Here is a 16,645-nt window from a genome sequence, read left to right as displayed (position 1 = left end):
TAAAATATATTTATATTTATCTATATTTTAAAATTTTTGTGTGATACTATGTTAGAAGAAGTGAAAAGATCTTTAGAAGCATCACCAATTGTAAAGAAAGGTGACTACAATTACTTTGTAAATCCAATCAGTGACGGCGTTCCTGCAATGGATCCTAAAATGTTACGTGAAATATCATTGGCAGTTTATAAACATGCAGATTTGGATGTTGATAAAATTGTGGCTGTTGAAGCTATGGGAATCCATTTAGCTACTGCACTATCCCTTGCAACCGACATTCCCTTTGTCGTTATCCGTAAAAGACAGTACGGACTTGAGGGAGAACATGAAGTATATCAGAAAACCGGATACGGTTCATCAAATCTCTACATCAACGATTTGCATGCAGGCGAAAAAATATTGCTGATTGATGATGTCGTAAGTACCGGAGGAACCCTTGTTGCTTTAATCAGAACCCTTGAAGATCTGGGCCTGGACATCAAATCTATTGTGGCAGTTATTGAAAAGGGTGAAGGAAAAGAAATCGTCAAAAAGGAAACCGGCGTTGACGTATTATCCATCGTCAAGCTGGATGTTATTGACGGCAAAGTAGTTATCGAAAAAACAATCGAAGATTAAAATGTCAATGTATGATATGGATTTGGATAAAGTAATCCGTAAAATCAATTCTAAAGATGCCAGAACCGTTGGCCTTCAGTTTCCAGAAGGCTTGAAAATGCAGGCCATTAAAATAGCCAGAGCTATTGAGGAGGAAACTGAAGCAACAGTCATCATTTCAGGAGACCCATGTTTTGGAGCATGTGACGTTAGTGACTGGAAGATGAAAGGCTCTGTGGATTTGATAGTCCATTACGGACATACTCCACTTCCACTTAAATATGAAGTTCCGACACTGTTCATTGAAGCTTATTCAAAAATTGACGTTAAAAAAGACCTTAAAAAATGTTTGGAAGAGCTTAAAGGATATTCCAGAGTCGGACTGGTCACCACAACACAGCACCTTCATCTTTTAAATGAAATCAGGGATTTTCTTGAAGACAACGGAAAGGAAGTCATTCTTGGCTCATCAAAATCCACCAGGAAAGGGCAGGTTCTCGGATGCAACTTTTCATCAATAAAGGATTTGGATGCTGAGGTGATTCTGTTTGTCGGAAGCGGAAATTTCCACCCGTTAGGCATAAAATTATTTTCAAACACCCCGGTTATCGCTATTGATCCGTACAACAATGAAATTAGAAAGATGGATGAATATGCAGATAGAATCCTAAGAATAAGATTTGCAAGAATCACCAAAGCCCGAAGTGCAAAAAAATGGGGAATAATCGTCTCTTCAAAAGAAGGACAATACAGAATGGCTCTTGCAAAGGAACTTAAGAAAACTTTAGAAGACAGGGATATGGAAGCATACATCATTTTAGCAGACAACATCAATCCGGACATTTTGCTGCCTTATCTTGAATTGGAGGCATTTGTCGTCAGTGCATGTCCAAGAATTGCTATTGACGATTCGCAAATGTATAAAAAACCGTTATTGACTCCGCAGGAGTTGGAAATAGTTTTAGATAAAAGGGAATGGGAAAATTATCAGCTGGATGAAATCTTATTCCATGAAAGATATCATTAAGACTTAGTTTTTTTGTTTTTAATGTATTCTTCATGGATTTTCATTGCCTTACGATTGAGCTCGTATGCCTTTCTGGCCTTTTCCAAATCAACAATGACCCATTCCTCACCTATGCTTTCAACTTTTTTTCTCAGCTTCACCAGGTCATATGAAGTGATTACTCTCAATTTTTCACCATCAAAATACCTGTATGACCACACAAAACCCGTGATTACCGCCTTATTGGTATTCTTTCCAACATTAAGTATTCCGTATTTGCTGTGCCCTATTTTCTGTTTGGCAAAGATGTCCGTGTTTTTACTCATTTTAACCCCACATCCTAATAAAAATATATTAGTTATAAAGTTATTTAATGCTCTTTATTTTAAATTTTAAAGTATTTAAATTTAGTTAATCTAAAATAAAACAATTTCAGAAGATTAAACAATAAAATAAGGTCAAATAAATATTCATTAATGAATATAATATTTAGTGATTAAAATATTTCAAACAATGAGGCAAAATATATTAAATAGCTTTAAATATTAATTAAAATAAAATTAGTATATTAAAGAAAATTTTATAAAATCTTTAATTTTGGTGATTTTAATATGAGCAATAAAGAGGAACAAATAGTAATGCCTGGAGATAAATTAGGAATAATTGAACAATATCTCCCAGGAGAAGGTACATATGACGATAATGGAGACATAAAAGCATCTGTACTGGGAAATGTTAAAATTAATCAAAAAATGAAGGTTATTTCTGTTGAAGGTGACACTAAACCGGCTTTATTAAAAGTCGGCGACATTGTATATGGACAAATAACTGATATCAAACCACAAAGAGCAAATGTGAATATTGAATGCATAAAAGATAATGCTAGACCGTTAGCATTACCGTATATGGGAGCTATCCACATATCTCAAGCAAAAAAAGATTATCTCGAAAAATTATCCGATGCTTTCAGAATAGGAGACATCATACAAGCAAAAGTAGTTAAAGTTACTGGAGATAATATTGATTTAGGTACAGTAGATGATGAATGTGGAGTTCTAAAGGCAATGTGCACTCGCTGCAGAGACTATATGCATACCACCAAAAAACAAAATGAACTTCAGTGCAATACTTGCAACAAAAAAGAGAAACGTAAAGTCTCTAAAAACTATATTAATGGTTAATTAAGGTTGATAATATGGAAAATATTGAAATTATTGAAGATAAAACTTTAGAATTGACATTTCGCATAAATGATGAAAGTCACGGAGTTTGCAATGCTTTAAGACACCTTTTAATGCAAGATGAAGATGTTGAATATGCTGTTTACAACATCGACCACCCTCTTACTGGAAAACCAGAAATGACAATAAAAACAAAAAGAGGAAAAAGACCTAGAGTTGCATTAAAAAAAGCAGCAGAAGAACTCCAAAAAGAGAGTGCTGATTTTAAAAAACTTATTGATGAAGCTTTATAGCTTCAAATTATTTTTTTATGTGATTTAATGACAAATTACAAAATTCCTTCTATAACTACCGATATCTTTATTTTTGATGATGATTTGAACTTTATTTTAATTAAAAGGAAAAATGAACCATATAAAGATTGTTGGGCTATTCCGGGAGGATTTGTTGAATACGGTGAAACTGTAGAAAACGCAGCAATACGCGAAGCAAAGGAAGAAACCAGCATTGACGTTGAACTCATGGACCTGGTAAATGTTTATTCAAAACCTGACAGGGATCCAAGGGGACACACAATAACAGTAGCATACACAGCAAAAGGAAATTTTGCCGACAAAAAAGCCGACAGCGATGCAATCGACATTTCAATTTTTGATGAAAAAAAATTAGATGAAATCGATATTGCATTCGACCATAAGGAAATAATTAAAGACTGCTTAAAAACAGCAAAAAAGAACTTTTAATGAGTATATTTAAATAAGTTAAAAAAAAGATTTATTGAATATATAAAATATATTAATAGAGGAGAGTTAAATGGAATTTTGTCCTGATTGTGGTGCCATGCTACTTCCAAAAAATGGAAAACTGGAATGTGGCTGTGGATATAAAAAAGATTTATCAAGCGGCAACGAGTATGAAGTTTCAAGAAAAGAACAATTAGAAAAATCTAGCGATGAAACTGTTAAAATGCTTGGAGAAGACGTTGAAGTAGGTCCAACCGTAAACGAAACCTGTCCTGAATGCGGACATGATAAAGCAACTTATAAATTAATTCAAACCCGTAGTGCTGATGAAGCACCAACTAGAATTTTTAAATGTTCAAAATGTAAACATACTTGGAGAGCATACGATTAAAGAGGATTTATCATGAAAGATTCTAAAGAAAAAGAGCTTAGGATTTCAAATCTCAAGGACATGATTGACAATGTCACAGAAAAGGACCGCACTGTCGCTCCTGAAGAAATCGAAGAGGACATGGAGTTAATCAACTATCTTAATGAAGATCCGTCAGCTGGAGATTATGAAATCGACGACGAATTCATCTATCACCCTGGTGAAGATGAAGGACAAGCTATTAATTTAGAAGATAATCCTATTAATGAAGATTATATAATAAATACTCCCAAAGAAAAAGAATCAGAAGCAAGTAATCCGACTGAAGGTGACGAATTTTTCGATGACTTTTCAGGTGATGTCAGCGAAGGCTTTGACAATCTAATTAATGCCAAAGTTGGAAGAACACCAATCATTGGTGTAATCAGCGCAATTTTGGGATTAATACTCATAGCCATTTCAGGATTTATTTTCTCATCACGCAGTGAAAGAGTCATTGATAATGTAGTCTCCGGTGAAACCAACTTTTATTTCATTATATTTTTAATATTTGGTTTATTACTGCTAATCTATGGATTGTACCGAGTAATTGGTTTTAAAAACCCATTGGAAGGGATGTCAAATAGAATAAATTCTATTGAAGAGAATAAACCTGCTCCTTCTAAAAAAGAAGAAGAGCCCGTTGAAAAAGTCATCCCTAAAAGTAACATTCCATTAGATAAAGAGTCTTACAAAATAGGAGAATTCAACTTTAGGGATATAAAAAGTAAACTCAAAAAACCGTCCCAACCTAAAAAACCAGCGCCACCAACCCAAGAGGAATTGGATAAAATACCACCTGCTCGAGAAAAACCTAAAGAGAAAAAAGGTTTAACTTCTGAAGAAATCGAAGAAATTGAATACGAGCAAGTAGTTCGTGAAAGCCAATCTATTGATGATATCTTTGCAGAAGTTGAAGATATTGATAATATCCCTATTTCTAGAGATAGCGAAAAAAAATAAATTTTATTTATTAATTAGGGCCTGTGGTCTAGTCTGGAATGACGCAGGACTTCGGATCCTGAGATCGGGGGTTCAAATCCCTCCAGGTCCGCTAATTTTTTATTCTTACAACAGCTTCCTTGAAAAAGTCAGGAATTAAAGATCTGTACATAGGACTTTTAAACAGCATGTTAATGTCACTGTCAATGATGTAAGTGTAACAGGAATCATCTTCAGCTCTCATTCCACGGCCATACGCCTGCATGAGAGTCATTACAGTCTTATAAGCATACCATTTCTTATCCCTTTTCATTCTCATATTCACCTGCTTATCACCAAGATATGGGAACGGCATCTTATAGATAACCTGGAATCTGCACTTATCATAAGGCAAATCAACACCCTCACTCATGGACGGTGAAACAAGAACCAGCGGGTTTTCATCTTTTTCAAAGAAATTCAATATCTGTTCCCTGTTTTTTGAGGTATGGGAAACTAGCCTTGAATTATACAGGTTGTTTAGAATATACTGCTGACACTTGTAACTGTGTGTGTGGATTAAACCCTTATCCCCTTCATGCTTTTTAAGGATTTCCTGAAGGATTGGAATTGTTTTTGGAGCTGTATTTTTAATCCTGTTTGCAGACATCTTACCTGCCAGATTAAGAATGATTGGCCTTTTTTCCTTGGTGAACGGACTGTCAACCTTAATGTGGTAGACCTCATTCGGATTTAACCCCAGCCATTTGGAAAACATCTTATGAGACAGGATTGTCGCACTCATGAAAATTACAACATCCCCGTATTTTAGGAGATTATTTTTAGCGTAATGATGCACTCTCAGCGGCTTGAATGTTACTCCTGACTCTTCAGCATCGATAACCCAGTTTTTAGGTTCCTTTTCAAGATTGTTGCTGAGGCTTTTCAGCCTTCCTATAGTTGACCTGATCCTATCAGCTTTGCTTTTGGTAACTTCCTTCAAATCTATTTCTTCATAGCTTTCCCTGATGGCATCAATTTCCATTTTCCAGTCCTGAAGCTCGCCATCTTTTAATGTTTCTTCTGAAATGTGCTTGCTGATATCCTTTTCAAGGGTTCTGTTATATAATGTAACCTCCATTGTAGTCATCAGCTTATTTTCGATGTTGTGAGCTTCGTCAAGAATCAACAGAGAACGTGGGCCGAAATGCTTTACATAATTTAACTCCACAATAGCATAATCATAATTCATAAGAGTTATCGGGGAATTTATTGCATTGGCCTTCTGATTCCAGTAATGACAGTGATTTGCTGACTGGTAAAATATTGTTCCTCCAAATGAATCCTCAAAAGCCAGCTCAGCATCCAATGTAGGATTTTTTGCAATACCAAACGGACAGAAAAAGTTGCTTGAAGTAGGAGTTGTCTTACATGTACCCATATCACAAGTGGCATCCAAATTAGAATTCAAACATGCAAAATTTCCCCTTCCCTTTACTAGAGGGAAACTGAACTCGTTTGAATATTGTGACTGCAGCTGCTTGGTCATTGTTAAGATATAAGCGGATTCATACATTTTTGCAAGAGTGGTTGCAATTGCTGATTTTCCGGTACCTGTACCGGCTTCCAAAATTATATACTTGTAACCCTGCTTGATTGCATCGTTAATGTCCTGAATAATTTCCAGCTGGCCGGAACGGGGTTCATTGAAAGGGAAATTTTCAATTATCTCGTCGTCAATGTGAGGATATAACTCCTTTATATATGCCGCAGTTCCCTCATCCAGTTTATGGTTTTCAACCGAATATACCTCAGGAATTTCATCATCCAGTATGGAGGATGTCCTAGGCTTTTGAAAACTAAATAAATTAGTCGGACCGCTTGATTTCTTATTACTTGAATTTCCACAAGTACAATTACTTTTTAACATTCCACAATTTGGGCAAAAAATCGAATTTGACATTAAAGATATATTAGTTAGTATAATATAAATAAATTATAGGAAGAGCATTTGATAAATAATATTCAAATTAAAATTTTATACTAAAAAGTGATTATATGGCTAAAAAAGGAAAATTGATTGGAATTGGTGTCGGACCGGGAGATACAGAATTACTTACATTAAAAGCTGCTAGAATTTTAAAAACAGTCCCTGTTGTTTTCTCACCAAAATCCGCTAAAGAAAAAGAAAGTATTGCATTATCAATTGTTAGACCAATACTTAAAGAAAGAAAAGATTATAAAAGATTAATGCTTGTTGAACCTATATTTCCAATGATTGAAGATAAAGAGGAACTTGAAAAAGTTTGGACCAGCGCATCTGAAATGATAGCTCAATATCTTGACAGCGGAAGGGACGTTGCATTCATTACCCTCGGAGACAGCTCCGTATTCAGCACTTACTCATATGTCCAAAAGAAATTAGCTGGAAGATATGAAATAGAAACAGTTCCTGGAATTACATCATTTACTGCATGTGCTGCAGCCAGGAATAAGGCTTTAGTCGAACAGAACCAGATTTTAACTATTGTTCCTAAAATTGACGACAGATTAGAGCAGGTTTTAGAGTACAGCGATTCAGTCGTGTTAATGAAAGCGTCAAGAAATACTTCTGAACTGGAAAAAACAATAGAAGAAAAAGAAAGACCTAAAGAAATTTATTCAGTGCAGAACTGCACACGCGAAAGCGAAAAAATTATTGAAGGATTTTCTAATGAAAAACCTTACCTTACAACAACAATAATAAAATTTGAAGACGATTAATTTGATTTGATGCTTAAAGGCTCAATTTCAAATACACATTTTTCATCTCCCATAGTATAACATTGAGTTTCAATAACGCTGACAGGGAGATTGAAAAATTCAGTGAATAAACCTTCAAATATTCCAGTATCCAAAAAACATGCTGGTTTTCCTGTTTTTGGGAGGAATTTGCATTCAAAACAGTCATAGGTTGTAATTTTTATTATCTGACCTATTTTAAATGTTAATCTTCCTAAACCTTTTCTTTGCCAGAATTCGGCAAGATTATCCATGAATACATCCAAATCATCATCATACAATTTTTCAAAAATTGATTTGCCTATGCTGTTTCCTGTTGACTGAAGAATCGGATCTATATTTATTCCTTCCTGAATAAGCATTGATTTTAATGTGTGGAACAGCAATGTTGAAAATTCCTCATCCTCTTCAACTAGATTTTTGATTAGGTAATCGGATTGGGTTTGTTCTATCTCTTTTGGTTCCCTCATGTCGACAGAACCTATGTATTTGGAGTTTAAAAAGAATATTTTTTTCCTGTTGTCTACAGGATGAACCTTATATGAAATTATACCTTTTTCCCTTAAACTTTTGAGATGAACTGATACTGTAGATTTTGATTTTCCTGTATTGCTTACGATTTCATCAAATTCCATATCACGGTCCCTTAACATTTCAAGAATTGTAAGTTTTACTGGACTTTTTACAACATTAACACCAATATTGTCGTTGGAATTTGAGAAAATCTGGATTGGTTTTTGTTCGCTCATATTAATATCCCCCAATATATAATCTTATTTAATATTTTTAGGTTAATAAATATTTGTATAAATCAAAAAACGATAATTGTATAGAAATAATAAAAAAATATGAACAATGATAAAATTAAAGAATAAAATAGATACGAACTGTTCGTTTTATAACATATAAACTAGTTAGTATAGTTAAGTTCTTAACAAACTAAAACCCCGAAAAATTCTGCTGAAATTTACAATTTATTTGAATAGATTAAATAATCCTTTTGCATTTTCTGTAGTTATTTCAATGACCTCATCTTCTGTCATGGCCAGTTCTTCAGCCAGTTTTTCTATGATAAACTTCAAGTTCAGAGGCGTATTTTTCTCACCCCTCATCTCTTCTGGAGTCAGATAGGGAGAGTCGGTTTCCACAAGAATATGGCTAATGTCAATATTTTTCGCCATTTTCTTTGTTTTCTTGTTGTTGGTGTGAGTAATCGGCCCTGCAATTCCAATGCAAAAACCTAATTTGATGAATTGCTGTGCCATTTCTGCAGAACCCAGATAGCAGTGCATGGAACCCCTCACATTATGCATTTTCAATATGTCATAAGTATCCTGCATTGACTTTCTTGAATGGACTATCACAGGCAGGCCGTGTTTTTCTGCAAGGCATAGCATCTTTTCAAACAATTTAATTTGCCTGTCCCTGTTGTCCTTTGTATGGTAATAGTCAAGGCCAATCTCTCCCACTGCAATAACATTTTCATTTTCAAGCTGCTCATCCAATAAGGAGATATCATCATCAGTTACATCATCTGCAAAGGTATACAGATATCCCAAAGCGGCATGGACATTTTCGTATTTTTCTGCCAGCCCCAATACTTCAAGGTTGCTTAATGGGTCCGTGCCGTTCAATATCATATGGATGTCCTTTTTTGCGGCTTCATTTATAATTTCTTCCGCATTTTCCATTTCACTTGCATAAATGTGGCAATGAGTATCTATTATCATGAAAATCCCTGCAATAAAGATTATTTGCATTAACTTTTTATTCTTATCTAATCAATAATTATATGATTAATTAAATTATATTTTTTGGTGAAGCGAGATGGATGAGAAGTTTTCAAGAACAGAAATGTTAATTGGAAATGACGGAATGGAAAAATTGAGCGATGCAAAGGTTGCCGTTTTCGGACTTGGCGGCGTAGGATCTTTTGTATGCGAAGGACTTGCAAGAAGCGGAATAGGAAATTTTGTTTTGGTTGACTTTGACAAGATAGATGAAAGCAACATCAACAGACAGCTGATTGCAACTGTTGATACAATCGGCAAGTATAAGGTTGATTTGATGGCCGAAAGAATTCTTAAGATTAATCCGAATGCCAATGTGGAAACATATAAGGAATTCTACATGGATGATTGTGAAATAGACATCCTTACAGAGGATTTATCATATGCCGTTGACTGCGTTGACACCATAATGGCAAAGATTGCAATCATATGCAAATGCGATGAACTTGACGTTCCGGTCATCTCATCAATGGGAACCGGAAACAAACTGGATCCCACCATGTTTGAAGTTGCAGACATCTTTGAGACAACCGTGTGCCCACTTGCCAGAATAATGAAAAAAGACCTTAGAAAGAGAAATATAGAAAAATTAAAAGTAGTCTATTCACAGGAACACCCTATAAACACCAACGACCATGAAATAAATAAGGACAGGAAATTTAAAGTAAAAGGAAGCGTTTCTTTTGTTCCGTCAGTTGCGGGACTTATTATCGCCGGAGAAGTGATTAAGGATATCGTAAAAGACTGAAAGCATGTAATTAAATTAACAGGCGACAAAATGTCAAAACTGTCAAAAATAGTGGCAACAGTCCTAAAGAAAAGACACCGCGAATATGTGGACGATGCAGGTAAAGCGGCCGAACATATGCAGGAACGCTCTTTAGAAGAAGATGAATATTACAAAATACCAATAATATACCGCTCAAAAGTTGAAAGCAAAGACATGTTTGGATGCCAGATGCTAACATTTAATGATATGGACGATGCGGAACGTTTAATAATATATCTTCATGGAGGGATATATGTTAACGAAATCAGACTTCCCCACATAATCTTTTGCGACAAACTTGCAAAAAAAGTTAATGCCTGCGTATTTGCTCCAATTTATCCGCTTGCTCCAAATCATAGCTATGAAGAAACCTATGAAATTGTTGAAAAGCTCTATGACTATTTCCTGACACTGAAAAAACCTGTTATTATCATGGGTGACTCAGCCGGAGGGGGATTATCCGCTGCATTCAGCGAACATCTGGCGGTTAAAAATAAGCCTCAGCCGGAAAACCTGATTCTAATATCCCCATGGGTTGATGTATCAATGTCTGGAGATTATGATGTGGAATTTGACCCCATGCTTGGAGTGGACGGCCTGCGCAAAATGGGTGAAACCTGGGCAGGAGATTTGGACCCTAAAGACTATAAGGTAAGCCCATTATTCGGGGAAGTGAGCAAACTTCCAAAAACAACGTTGTTTGTGGGAACTCATGAAATATTCTATCCTGATGTTGTTAAATTCCATGACAAATTAAAGGATAATTGTGTTGAAGCCGAACTGATTGTTGGATATGAAATGACCCACGTATATCCTGTTTACCCTTTAGTTCCCGAGTCAAAAGAGGCCTTCAAAAAAATCGTTGAAATAATACTTGATTTTTAGAATTGAAATATTATATGATACTATTGCTTTAACTTCATAAAATTGTTCTAACTTCATATAATTGCTTTCATTTCAAACAAAAACTATATTTATCCCTTATTTTAATATAATAATAAGTAATTTAACTTAATTAATTGAAGGAGGAAAAATTATGGAAGAAAAATATGCAATTAAATTATTCGAAGAATACAAAATAAGAACCAAATGGGATTCTGAAATCGAAGATTGGTACTATTCCATAATAGATGTTATTGCAGTTCTTACCGAGAGCAAAAATCCAAGAAACTATTGGAAAGTATTGAAAAAAAGGATGAAAGACGAAGGTAGTGAACTGGTTACAAATTGTAACCGTTTGAAAATGCCTGCCAAAGATGGCAAAATGCGTTTAACAGATGTTGCAACAACTAAACAATTATTACGTCTCATCCAGTCAGTCCCTTCACCAAAAGCAGAACCGTTCAAACAATGGTTAGCTCAAATGGGTAAAGAAAGACTTGAAGAGATAGCAGACCCCGAAATCGCCATGCAAAGAGCAATCGACACTTACCGCCAAAAAGGTTACTCCGAAGATTGGATTACTCAGAGAATGAGAACTATCGAAACCAGAAAAGAACTGACAGCAGAATGGAACAGGGTCGGAGTTAACGAAGGAATCGAATATGCAATATTGACTGATGATATTTCAAAAGCATGGTCAGGAATGTCTACAAAAGAGTACAAACAATACAAGGGACTTAAAAAAGAAGGTCTAAGAGACAATATGACAAATATGGAACTAATCCTAAACATGCTCGCTGAAGCTTCAACAACCGAAATAAGCAAAGTTGAAAATCCAGACGGCTTTGAAGAAAGCCGTGATGTTGCAAAACGTGGGGGAAACATTGCAGGAAATGCAAGAAAAGAACTTGAATCAGTGACTGGAAAATCCGTTATTAGCAAAAAGAATTCCAAAAATCCCGAATTGTTGGATGAATAACTAAAGCATAGCTCTTAAAATTAAAACAAACCACAGTTATACTTTTTTTACTATAACACCAACATTTTTCCTATTCAAAACAGCTTTTAAAAATGTTTGATATATATCGCGATTTTTAATAATAATCGTTTTTAAAAATCATTGCCGTTAATGTGAAATCCGAGCCTTCAAATTAAAATAAAAAAATTAACTATTGATTATATCATAGCAACATTTAAAATACTGAAATCAACATGAACTGTTAAAATTAGTTCTATAGAAGGCATCCAAAATAAGAACCTGAAAAAATTTTCAAAACACATTTAAATCAGGCAAAATAAAGATATACTCGCAATTTTACTGAGGAGAAAAATTTTAATGTCAAATATGAATGATAAAGAGATTCTAAAAGAATTAAGAGAAATAACAAAAAATAATGAATCATGGAAAGCCAATATTGATGATGTCGCATCCAGATTAGATAACAATTATTCCGCTGCCGTAAAGGCAAAGGCATTATGGCTTCTTGGAGAGATGGGACTGAAGTACCCTGAAGAGATAGAAAAATATGTTGAAGACATTGCCGGTTACATGGATGACGGCAATCCCAAATTGCAGGAAAGATCAACAAATGCAATAGGAAGAATCGGGCGAGGAGATGAAAATCTGATAATCCCTTATTTAGATCAACTAATGACTATGAAAGACGATGAATCTGAAAACGTCAGACATGCATTCATCTGGGCCTGTGAAAACATTGCAACAAACGCTCCCGAACTATTTTTAGAAAATCTTGAAATTTTTTTAGAAATGATTTCAGATTCAAGCGATAAGGTTTGGATAGAAGCTCCTGAAATGTTTAGAGTTGTCGGAAAACAAAAACCAGACCATGTAAAACCCTACCTGAAAAAATTAGAATGGATTGCAGAAAATGATGAAAACCCTATTGTCCGAATCCACAGCGAGGGCACAATTCGAATTACAAAAAGAGCCTTGAAATAACATATATATCACAAAGTCTAAAAGTGTAATCATGGACAAAAATGCAAAATATTTCATTCTAGCTATATTACTGATTGCGAATTTAATTTACCAATGTACTTATAATTTTAGTTTATGGAATATTTTCACATCTTCCCTAGTAATCATCATTCTGGTTTACCAGTTTGCCGATATCCCCCAAAATAAAATTTCTAAATTCCTAACATATGTAATGATGGTTGTTTGTCTCATTGAGACTTACATCGGGATAAAAAACAATGACTGGCTTTTAGCATATGGATATTTTGGTTTTTTATTGCTTTTGCTCTGGGTATGCCTCGAACCTACATTAGACATGCTGGCCAGATTCTTTTTAAGACACAATCATTTTTCAACAGCTTTAAAATTTGCAAACTGTTCCATATTCATATTTGGAAAGAAATCTTACATTTTAGCCATCAAAGGGAGTGCTTTAAACACACTACAACGCTACGATGAGGCATTAGTTAGCTTGGAAGAATCCCAGAAACTAGGATATGACCATCCGTTTCTTTATGCAAATCTAGGCTATTGCAACAGCTATCTGGGAAATTATGAAAAAGCACTAGATTACTTTAAGTTAGCATCAGAGATGAATCCTAACGAATTTGGATATTTATACGCCATTTCCAGAATATCAATTGGATTGGGAAACTACGATGAAGCATTATATTATATAAATAAGGCACGTGAATTAAATGAGAATGATGAATTGTTGGATGAGCTAATTGAAGACATTAATAATCTATCCGATTAACTTTTAATCCCCTCAGGCCTGAAGAAGCCGGAGGAGGTTCAAAAAATCTAGACTCAAAACTAATTAAAACTATTCGTAGAAAACATGTGATACTCTTCACATATTTTCAATTTCAAGCGCTAAAACTACCTTAAACATCCAATTGGAATTACTTTTACACCATCCTCCCGAGTATATGCAAACTTTCCTCCGGTTATAACAGCTAAAAAACTAGGATTTCTAACTTGGTCATTAGCTTCAATCAATTTATTCACTTTCAGTAAATTTCGAGCTCCTTCCTCTATTTTAGTTTTTCCTAATTTACATTCGATTAATGCATATCTTCCATCGTTGAGATGTACAACACAGTCAACCTCCGTATCGGAATTGTCATGATAATAAGATATTGAACCACCCAATTTAGAAGTGTATACACTCAAATCACGAATACATAAGTTTTCAAAAATAAAACCGAAAGTTTTTAAACCATCAATTGTATTGAACGCTTCAGGACTCATATCTAAAGAGGCTACAGAAATGGATGGATCAATGAATACTTTTTTATTGCCTGACCTCATTGATGATTTTGATCTAATGTTTGGAGCCCAGCCCCTTAAATCTTCAATGACAAATAATCGTTTCAATGAGTCAACATATGAATAATAAGTGGGCTTGCTAATGTCACCAAAGTTAGCTGAAATATCTGCCATTATTGTAGTGTCCTTAGCTAAAGTAGAATTATTTCTTGCAATAGCTTTTAAAATTACTTTTACCCTATCAGGGTCACGTTTAACACCATCTACATTAGAAATATCACTTTCAGATATATTATCCAGATAATTATAAGCTATTAATAATTTATCTTTATCGCTTTGTTTATTTATGGAATCTGGCCATCCTCCACGGCATGCTGCAAAAATTAAATCATCCATTGTTAAATTGGATTCAATTCCATCAATATCCATATTCGGATTATCAAACAATTCCTCAATAGAAATCTTACCGTTTGATTCTCCACTTTCATATAGACTCATAGGCCTCATTAATAGCCTATGAATTCTGCCAGTCCCAGAATGCATAATTTTAGACTCATCAACTACTGTAGAACCTGTCAATATATATAATCCTTCCCCTTGAAGTTCATCAACACTATTTCTAACACCATCCCACAATATTGGTGCCATCTGCCATTCATCAATAAGTCTAGGTTTTTCACCTTCCAATAATTTGGATGGTTTAATATCTAACCACATCTGATATTCCTCTTGCCTGTCAATATCCTGAAGTTTTAAAACACTTTTTGCATATTGTTCAGCAGTAGTTGTCTTACCACACCATTTGGGACCAACAATAAGCACTGCACCAATAACATTCATCCACTGCTCCAATTCATCATCCAAATATCGGACCATATACTCCATAGAATCATACCGTTTAACTATTTTTTGATAATATATTTAACTATTTTTTGATAATATATTTAACTATTTTTTGATAATATATTTAACTATTTTTTGATAAAACATTTTAAATACTATTAGATATAGGTTTCCATACTATGGATTATATGTTAATTTGAAACTTAAATATAGTTTTTGTTTGAAATAAAAACAATTTAACGAATTAAAAACAATTTTACTAAATAAAATCAATAATTTAACATTTCTAACTTATCAATAATACTGTTAAAATAAGAACTATTAAAAGCCTATTCCAGATAATCTCCTGTATCTCAAGACGAAACGCATAAGAATTAAAGTCAAACCTTCAAAAAACCAAATTGGGAATAAAAATTTGGGATTCATATTAAAGTATCCGACCAGTGTAAATAATCCAGCAAATAATGCCCATAATCCCGCATCGATTCCAATTCCAATTATTGACAAAAATAATGATTTTTTATAATAATAAGCAGTGATTATTATAGATCCAAATAAAATTATTCCAGCAAAACTCCTTGAATCCAGTTGCAAAACATTATAATATTTATAAAAAATAAAAGAGATTACAAACAATGAAACAAAAGATAACATGAAACATAATTTTACTTTTTGCATATCAATGTCTTCTTCTTTTTTATTCAATTCAGCAACCCTTTTTGATTCAATTATCTTTAAATCCCTAGAGGTTATATCTACACTGAACTTAAATGCAAGATAAAACGCATTGAATATTAAAAATGCATCGATTAATGATGATATAAGAGTAAGTTCATAAAATATCACTTCACATACAAACATTGACAAAAAAGACAATTCACAAAAGACCAAAAAGCTCCAGAAATTTACCTTCAATCTGGAATCACATTTATTAGTCATGACCTGATACAGATTATAGCTAAAAAACAAGCTAATAAATAGTGAAAAAAATATCAAACAGTATTCCACACCATCAAGATTATAACTGAATGTGCTTGCCATAACGTTTTCAGCTAAAAAAACCCCCACTAATAAAATAACAAACAGCATGCATGAAAGTGCAATATGAAAATTTTTAGATTTGCCGATATAATATGCAATGACAAGCGCAACAATTGAAGAACTTATAATTTGGCATATCAATATACCAAATGGAGTAAATGGTGAGTAAACAAGAAATTCCTGCAGATATAGTGAAAAATATACCAATGATAGAAACATTGTAATTGCCAAAATAATCTTAAAGCAATATATGTTTTTTCTCACAAATGTTTCTACACTCAAAATACTCTCTCCACTAACAAATAATAATATTCTTAGTTTATCTTTGTCATGCTATTTAATTGTAATGATTATTTTACATCGTGCTATTATATTATTAAAACCTAAACAAACTATTCGTAATACTCCAGTACTTATCGATTTCAAGCACGT

At 33.9% G+C, this 16,645-nt stretch carries 19 protein-coding genes and 1 tRNA gene; 14 read left to right on the top strand and 6 right to left on the bottom strand.

The features are described from left to right. Nucleotides 1–48: 48 nt before the first annotated feature. Both hpt and dph2 read left to right on the top strand, forming a co-directional pair. On the top strand, nucleotides 49–618 hold the full coding sequence (gene hpt / locus E7Z81_RS01105) for a hypoxanthine/guanine phosphoribosyltransferase (protein ID WP_292743065.1): 570 nt from the start codon (nucleotides 49–51) through the stop codon (nucleotides 616–618). A 1-nt stretch (nucleotide 619) separates the two neighbouring features. Next, a complete protein-coding gene (gene dph2 / locus E7Z81_RS01100; RefSeq protein WP_292743063.1) occupies nucleotides 620–1,624 on the top strand; it encodes a diphthamide biosynthesis enzyme Dph2 in 1,005 nt (334 codons plus the stop codon). On the opposite strand, the gene E7Z81_RS01095 is transcribed toward dph2, so the two are convergent. Then, a complete protein-coding gene (locus E7Z81_RS01095) occupies nucleotides 1,621–1,929 on the bottom strand; it encodes a hypothetical protein (protein WP_292743061.1) in 309 nt (102 codons plus the stop codon). The genes dph2 and E7Z81_RS01095 overlap by 4 nt on opposite strands. Nucleotides 1,930–2,214: 285 nt before the next feature. Between E7Z81_RS01095 and E7Z81_RS01090 the strand changes: the two genes are divergently transcribed. From E7Z81_RS01090 to E7Z81_RS01065, 6 genes are all read left to right on the top strand, one after another. Beyond that, nucleotides 2,215–2,784, top strand: coding sequence for an exosome complex RNA-binding protein Csl4 (locus tag E7Z81_RS01090; protein ID WP_292743059.1), 570 nt, complete (start codon nucleotides 2,215–2,217; stop codon nucleotides 2,782–2,784). Between the two features lie 14 nt (nucleotides 2,785–2,798). Then, nucleotides 2,799–3,077, top strand: coding sequence for a DNA-directed RNA polymerase subunit L (locus E7Z81_RS01085; protein ID WP_292743057.1), 279 nt, complete (start codon nucleotides 2,799–2,801; stop codon nucleotides 3,075–3,077). 27 nt (nucleotides 3,078–3,104) lie between these two features. Next, on the top strand, nucleotides 3,105–3,527 hold the full coding sequence (locus E7Z81_RS01080; protein ID WP_292743055.1) for an NUDIX hydrolase: 423 nt from the start codon (nucleotides 3,105–3,107) through the stop codon (nucleotides 3,525–3,527). Nucleotides 3,528–3,597: 70 nt separating this feature from the next. Next, nucleotides 3,598–3,918 carry a transcription factor S gene (locus E7Z81_RS01075; RefSeq protein ID WP_292743053.1) on the top strand — a complete coding sequence of 107 codons (321 nt, stop codon included), beginning with the start codon at nucleotides 3,598–3,600 and terminating at the stop codon, nucleotides 3,916–3,918. A 12-nt stretch (nucleotides 3,919–3,930) separates the two neighbouring features. Continuing rightward, a complete protein-coding gene (locus tag E7Z81_RS01070; RefSeq protein WP_292743051.1) occupies nucleotides 3,931–4,899 on the top strand; it encodes a topoisomerase IV in 969 nt (322 codons plus the stop codon). 17 nt (nucleotides 4,900–4,916) lie between these two features. Then, a tRNA-Arg gene (locus E7Z81_RS01065) sits at nucleotides 4,917–4,990 on the top strand. Here E7Z81_RS01065 and E7Z81_RS01060 read toward each other — a convergent pair. Continuing rightward, nucleotides 4,991–6,820, bottom strand: coding sequence for an ATP-dependent DNA helicase (locus E7Z81_RS01060; protein WP_292743049.1), 1,830 nt, complete (start codon nucleotides 6,818–6,820; stop codon nucleotides 4,991–4,993). 95 nt (nucleotides 6,821–6,915) lie between these two features. Between E7Z81_RS01060 and cobI the strand changes: the two genes are divergently transcribed. After that, nucleotides 6,916–7,620: a precorrin-2 C(20)-methyltransferase gene (gene cobI / locus E7Z81_RS01055; protein WP_292743047.1), complete on the top strand. Its 705-nt coding sequence runs from the start codon at nucleotides 6,916–6,918 to the stop codon at nucleotides 7,618–7,620. Here the strand turns inward: cobI and E7Z81_RS01050 are convergent. Both E7Z81_RS01050 and E7Z81_RS01045 read right to left on the bottom strand, forming a co-directional pair. Next, on the bottom strand, nucleotides 7,617–8,387 hold the full coding sequence (locus tag E7Z81_RS01050; RefSeq protein WP_292743045.1) for a V4R domain-containing protein: 771 nt from the start codon (nucleotides 8,385–8,387) through the stop codon (nucleotides 7,617–7,619). The genes cobI and E7Z81_RS01050 overlap by 4 nt on opposite strands. A gap of 225 nt (nucleotides 8,388–8,612) precedes the next feature. Then, nucleotides 8,613–9,368 (bottom strand): TatD family hydrolase, encoded by a 756-nt coding sequence (locus E7Z81_RS01045; protein WP_292743043.1) that lies wholly within the window; start codon nucleotides 9,366–9,368, stop codon nucleotides 8,613–8,615. Nucleotides 9,369–9,465: 97 nt separating this feature from the next. Between E7Z81_RS01045 and E7Z81_RS01040 the strand changes: the two genes are divergently transcribed. The 5 genes from E7Z81_RS01040 to E7Z81_RS01020 all read left to right on the top strand — a co-directional run bounded on the left by E7Z81_RS01040 (nucleotide 9,466) and on the right by E7Z81_RS01020 (nucleotide 13,814). Then, on the top strand, nucleotides 9,466–10,176 hold the full coding sequence (locus tag E7Z81_RS01040; protein ID WP_292743041.1) for a tRNA threonylcarbamoyladenosine dehydratase: 711 nt from the start codon (nucleotides 9,466–9,468) through the stop codon (nucleotides 10,174–10,176). Between the two features lie 30 nt (nucleotides 10,177–10,206). After that, complete coding sequence (locus E7Z81_RS01035; protein ID WP_292743039.1) at nucleotides 10,207–11,082, top strand: alpha/beta hydrolase; 876 nt, start codon at nucleotides 10,207–10,209, stop codon at nucleotides 11,080–11,082. Nucleotides 11,083–11,233: 151 nt separating this feature from the next. Beyond that, nucleotides 11,234–12,058, top strand: coding sequence for a BRO family protein (locus tag E7Z81_RS01030; RefSeq protein WP_292743037.1), 825 nt, complete (start codon nucleotides 11,234–11,236; stop codon nucleotides 12,056–12,058). 357 nt (nucleotides 12,059–12,415) lie between these two features. Continuing rightward, on the top strand, nucleotides 12,416–13,039 hold the full coding sequence (locus E7Z81_RS01025; RefSeq protein ID WP_292743035.1) for a HEAT repeat domain-containing protein: 624 nt from the start codon (nucleotides 12,416–12,418) through the stop codon (nucleotides 13,037–13,039). Nucleotides 13,040–13,070: 31 nt separating this feature from the next. Then, on the top strand, nucleotides 13,071–13,814 hold the full coding sequence (locus E7Z81_RS01020; RefSeq protein WP_292743033.1) for a M48 family metallopeptidase: 744 nt from the start codon (nucleotides 13,071–13,073) through the stop codon (nucleotides 13,812–13,814). Between the two features lie 125 nt (nucleotides 13,815–13,939). Here E7Z81_RS01020 and E7Z81_RS01015 read toward each other — a convergent pair whose 3' ends face one another. Further along, nucleotides 13,940–15,214 (bottom strand): DUF4143 domain-containing protein, encoded by a 1,275-nt coding sequence (locus tag E7Z81_RS01015; RefSeq protein WP_292743031.1) that lies wholly within the window; start codon nucleotides 15,212–15,214, stop codon nucleotides 13,940–13,942. Between the two features lie 279 nt (nucleotides 15,215–15,493). Further along, on the bottom strand, nucleotides 15,494–16,495 hold the full coding sequence (locus E7Z81_RS01010; RefSeq protein WP_292743029.1) for a hypothetical protein: 1,002 nt from the start codon (nucleotides 16,493–16,495) through the stop codon (nucleotides 15,494–15,496). Nucleotides 16,496–16,645 lie beyond the last annotated feature (150 nt).

Source organism: Methanobrevibacter sp., assembly GCF_015062935.1.
Classification (GTDB): domain Archaea; phylum Methanobacteriota; class Methanobacteria; order Methanobacteriales; family Methanobacteriaceae; genus Methanocatella.
The sequence above is the reverse complement of the archived record's forward strand: the minus strand, read 5'-3'. Positions and strand labels throughout refer to the sequence as shown.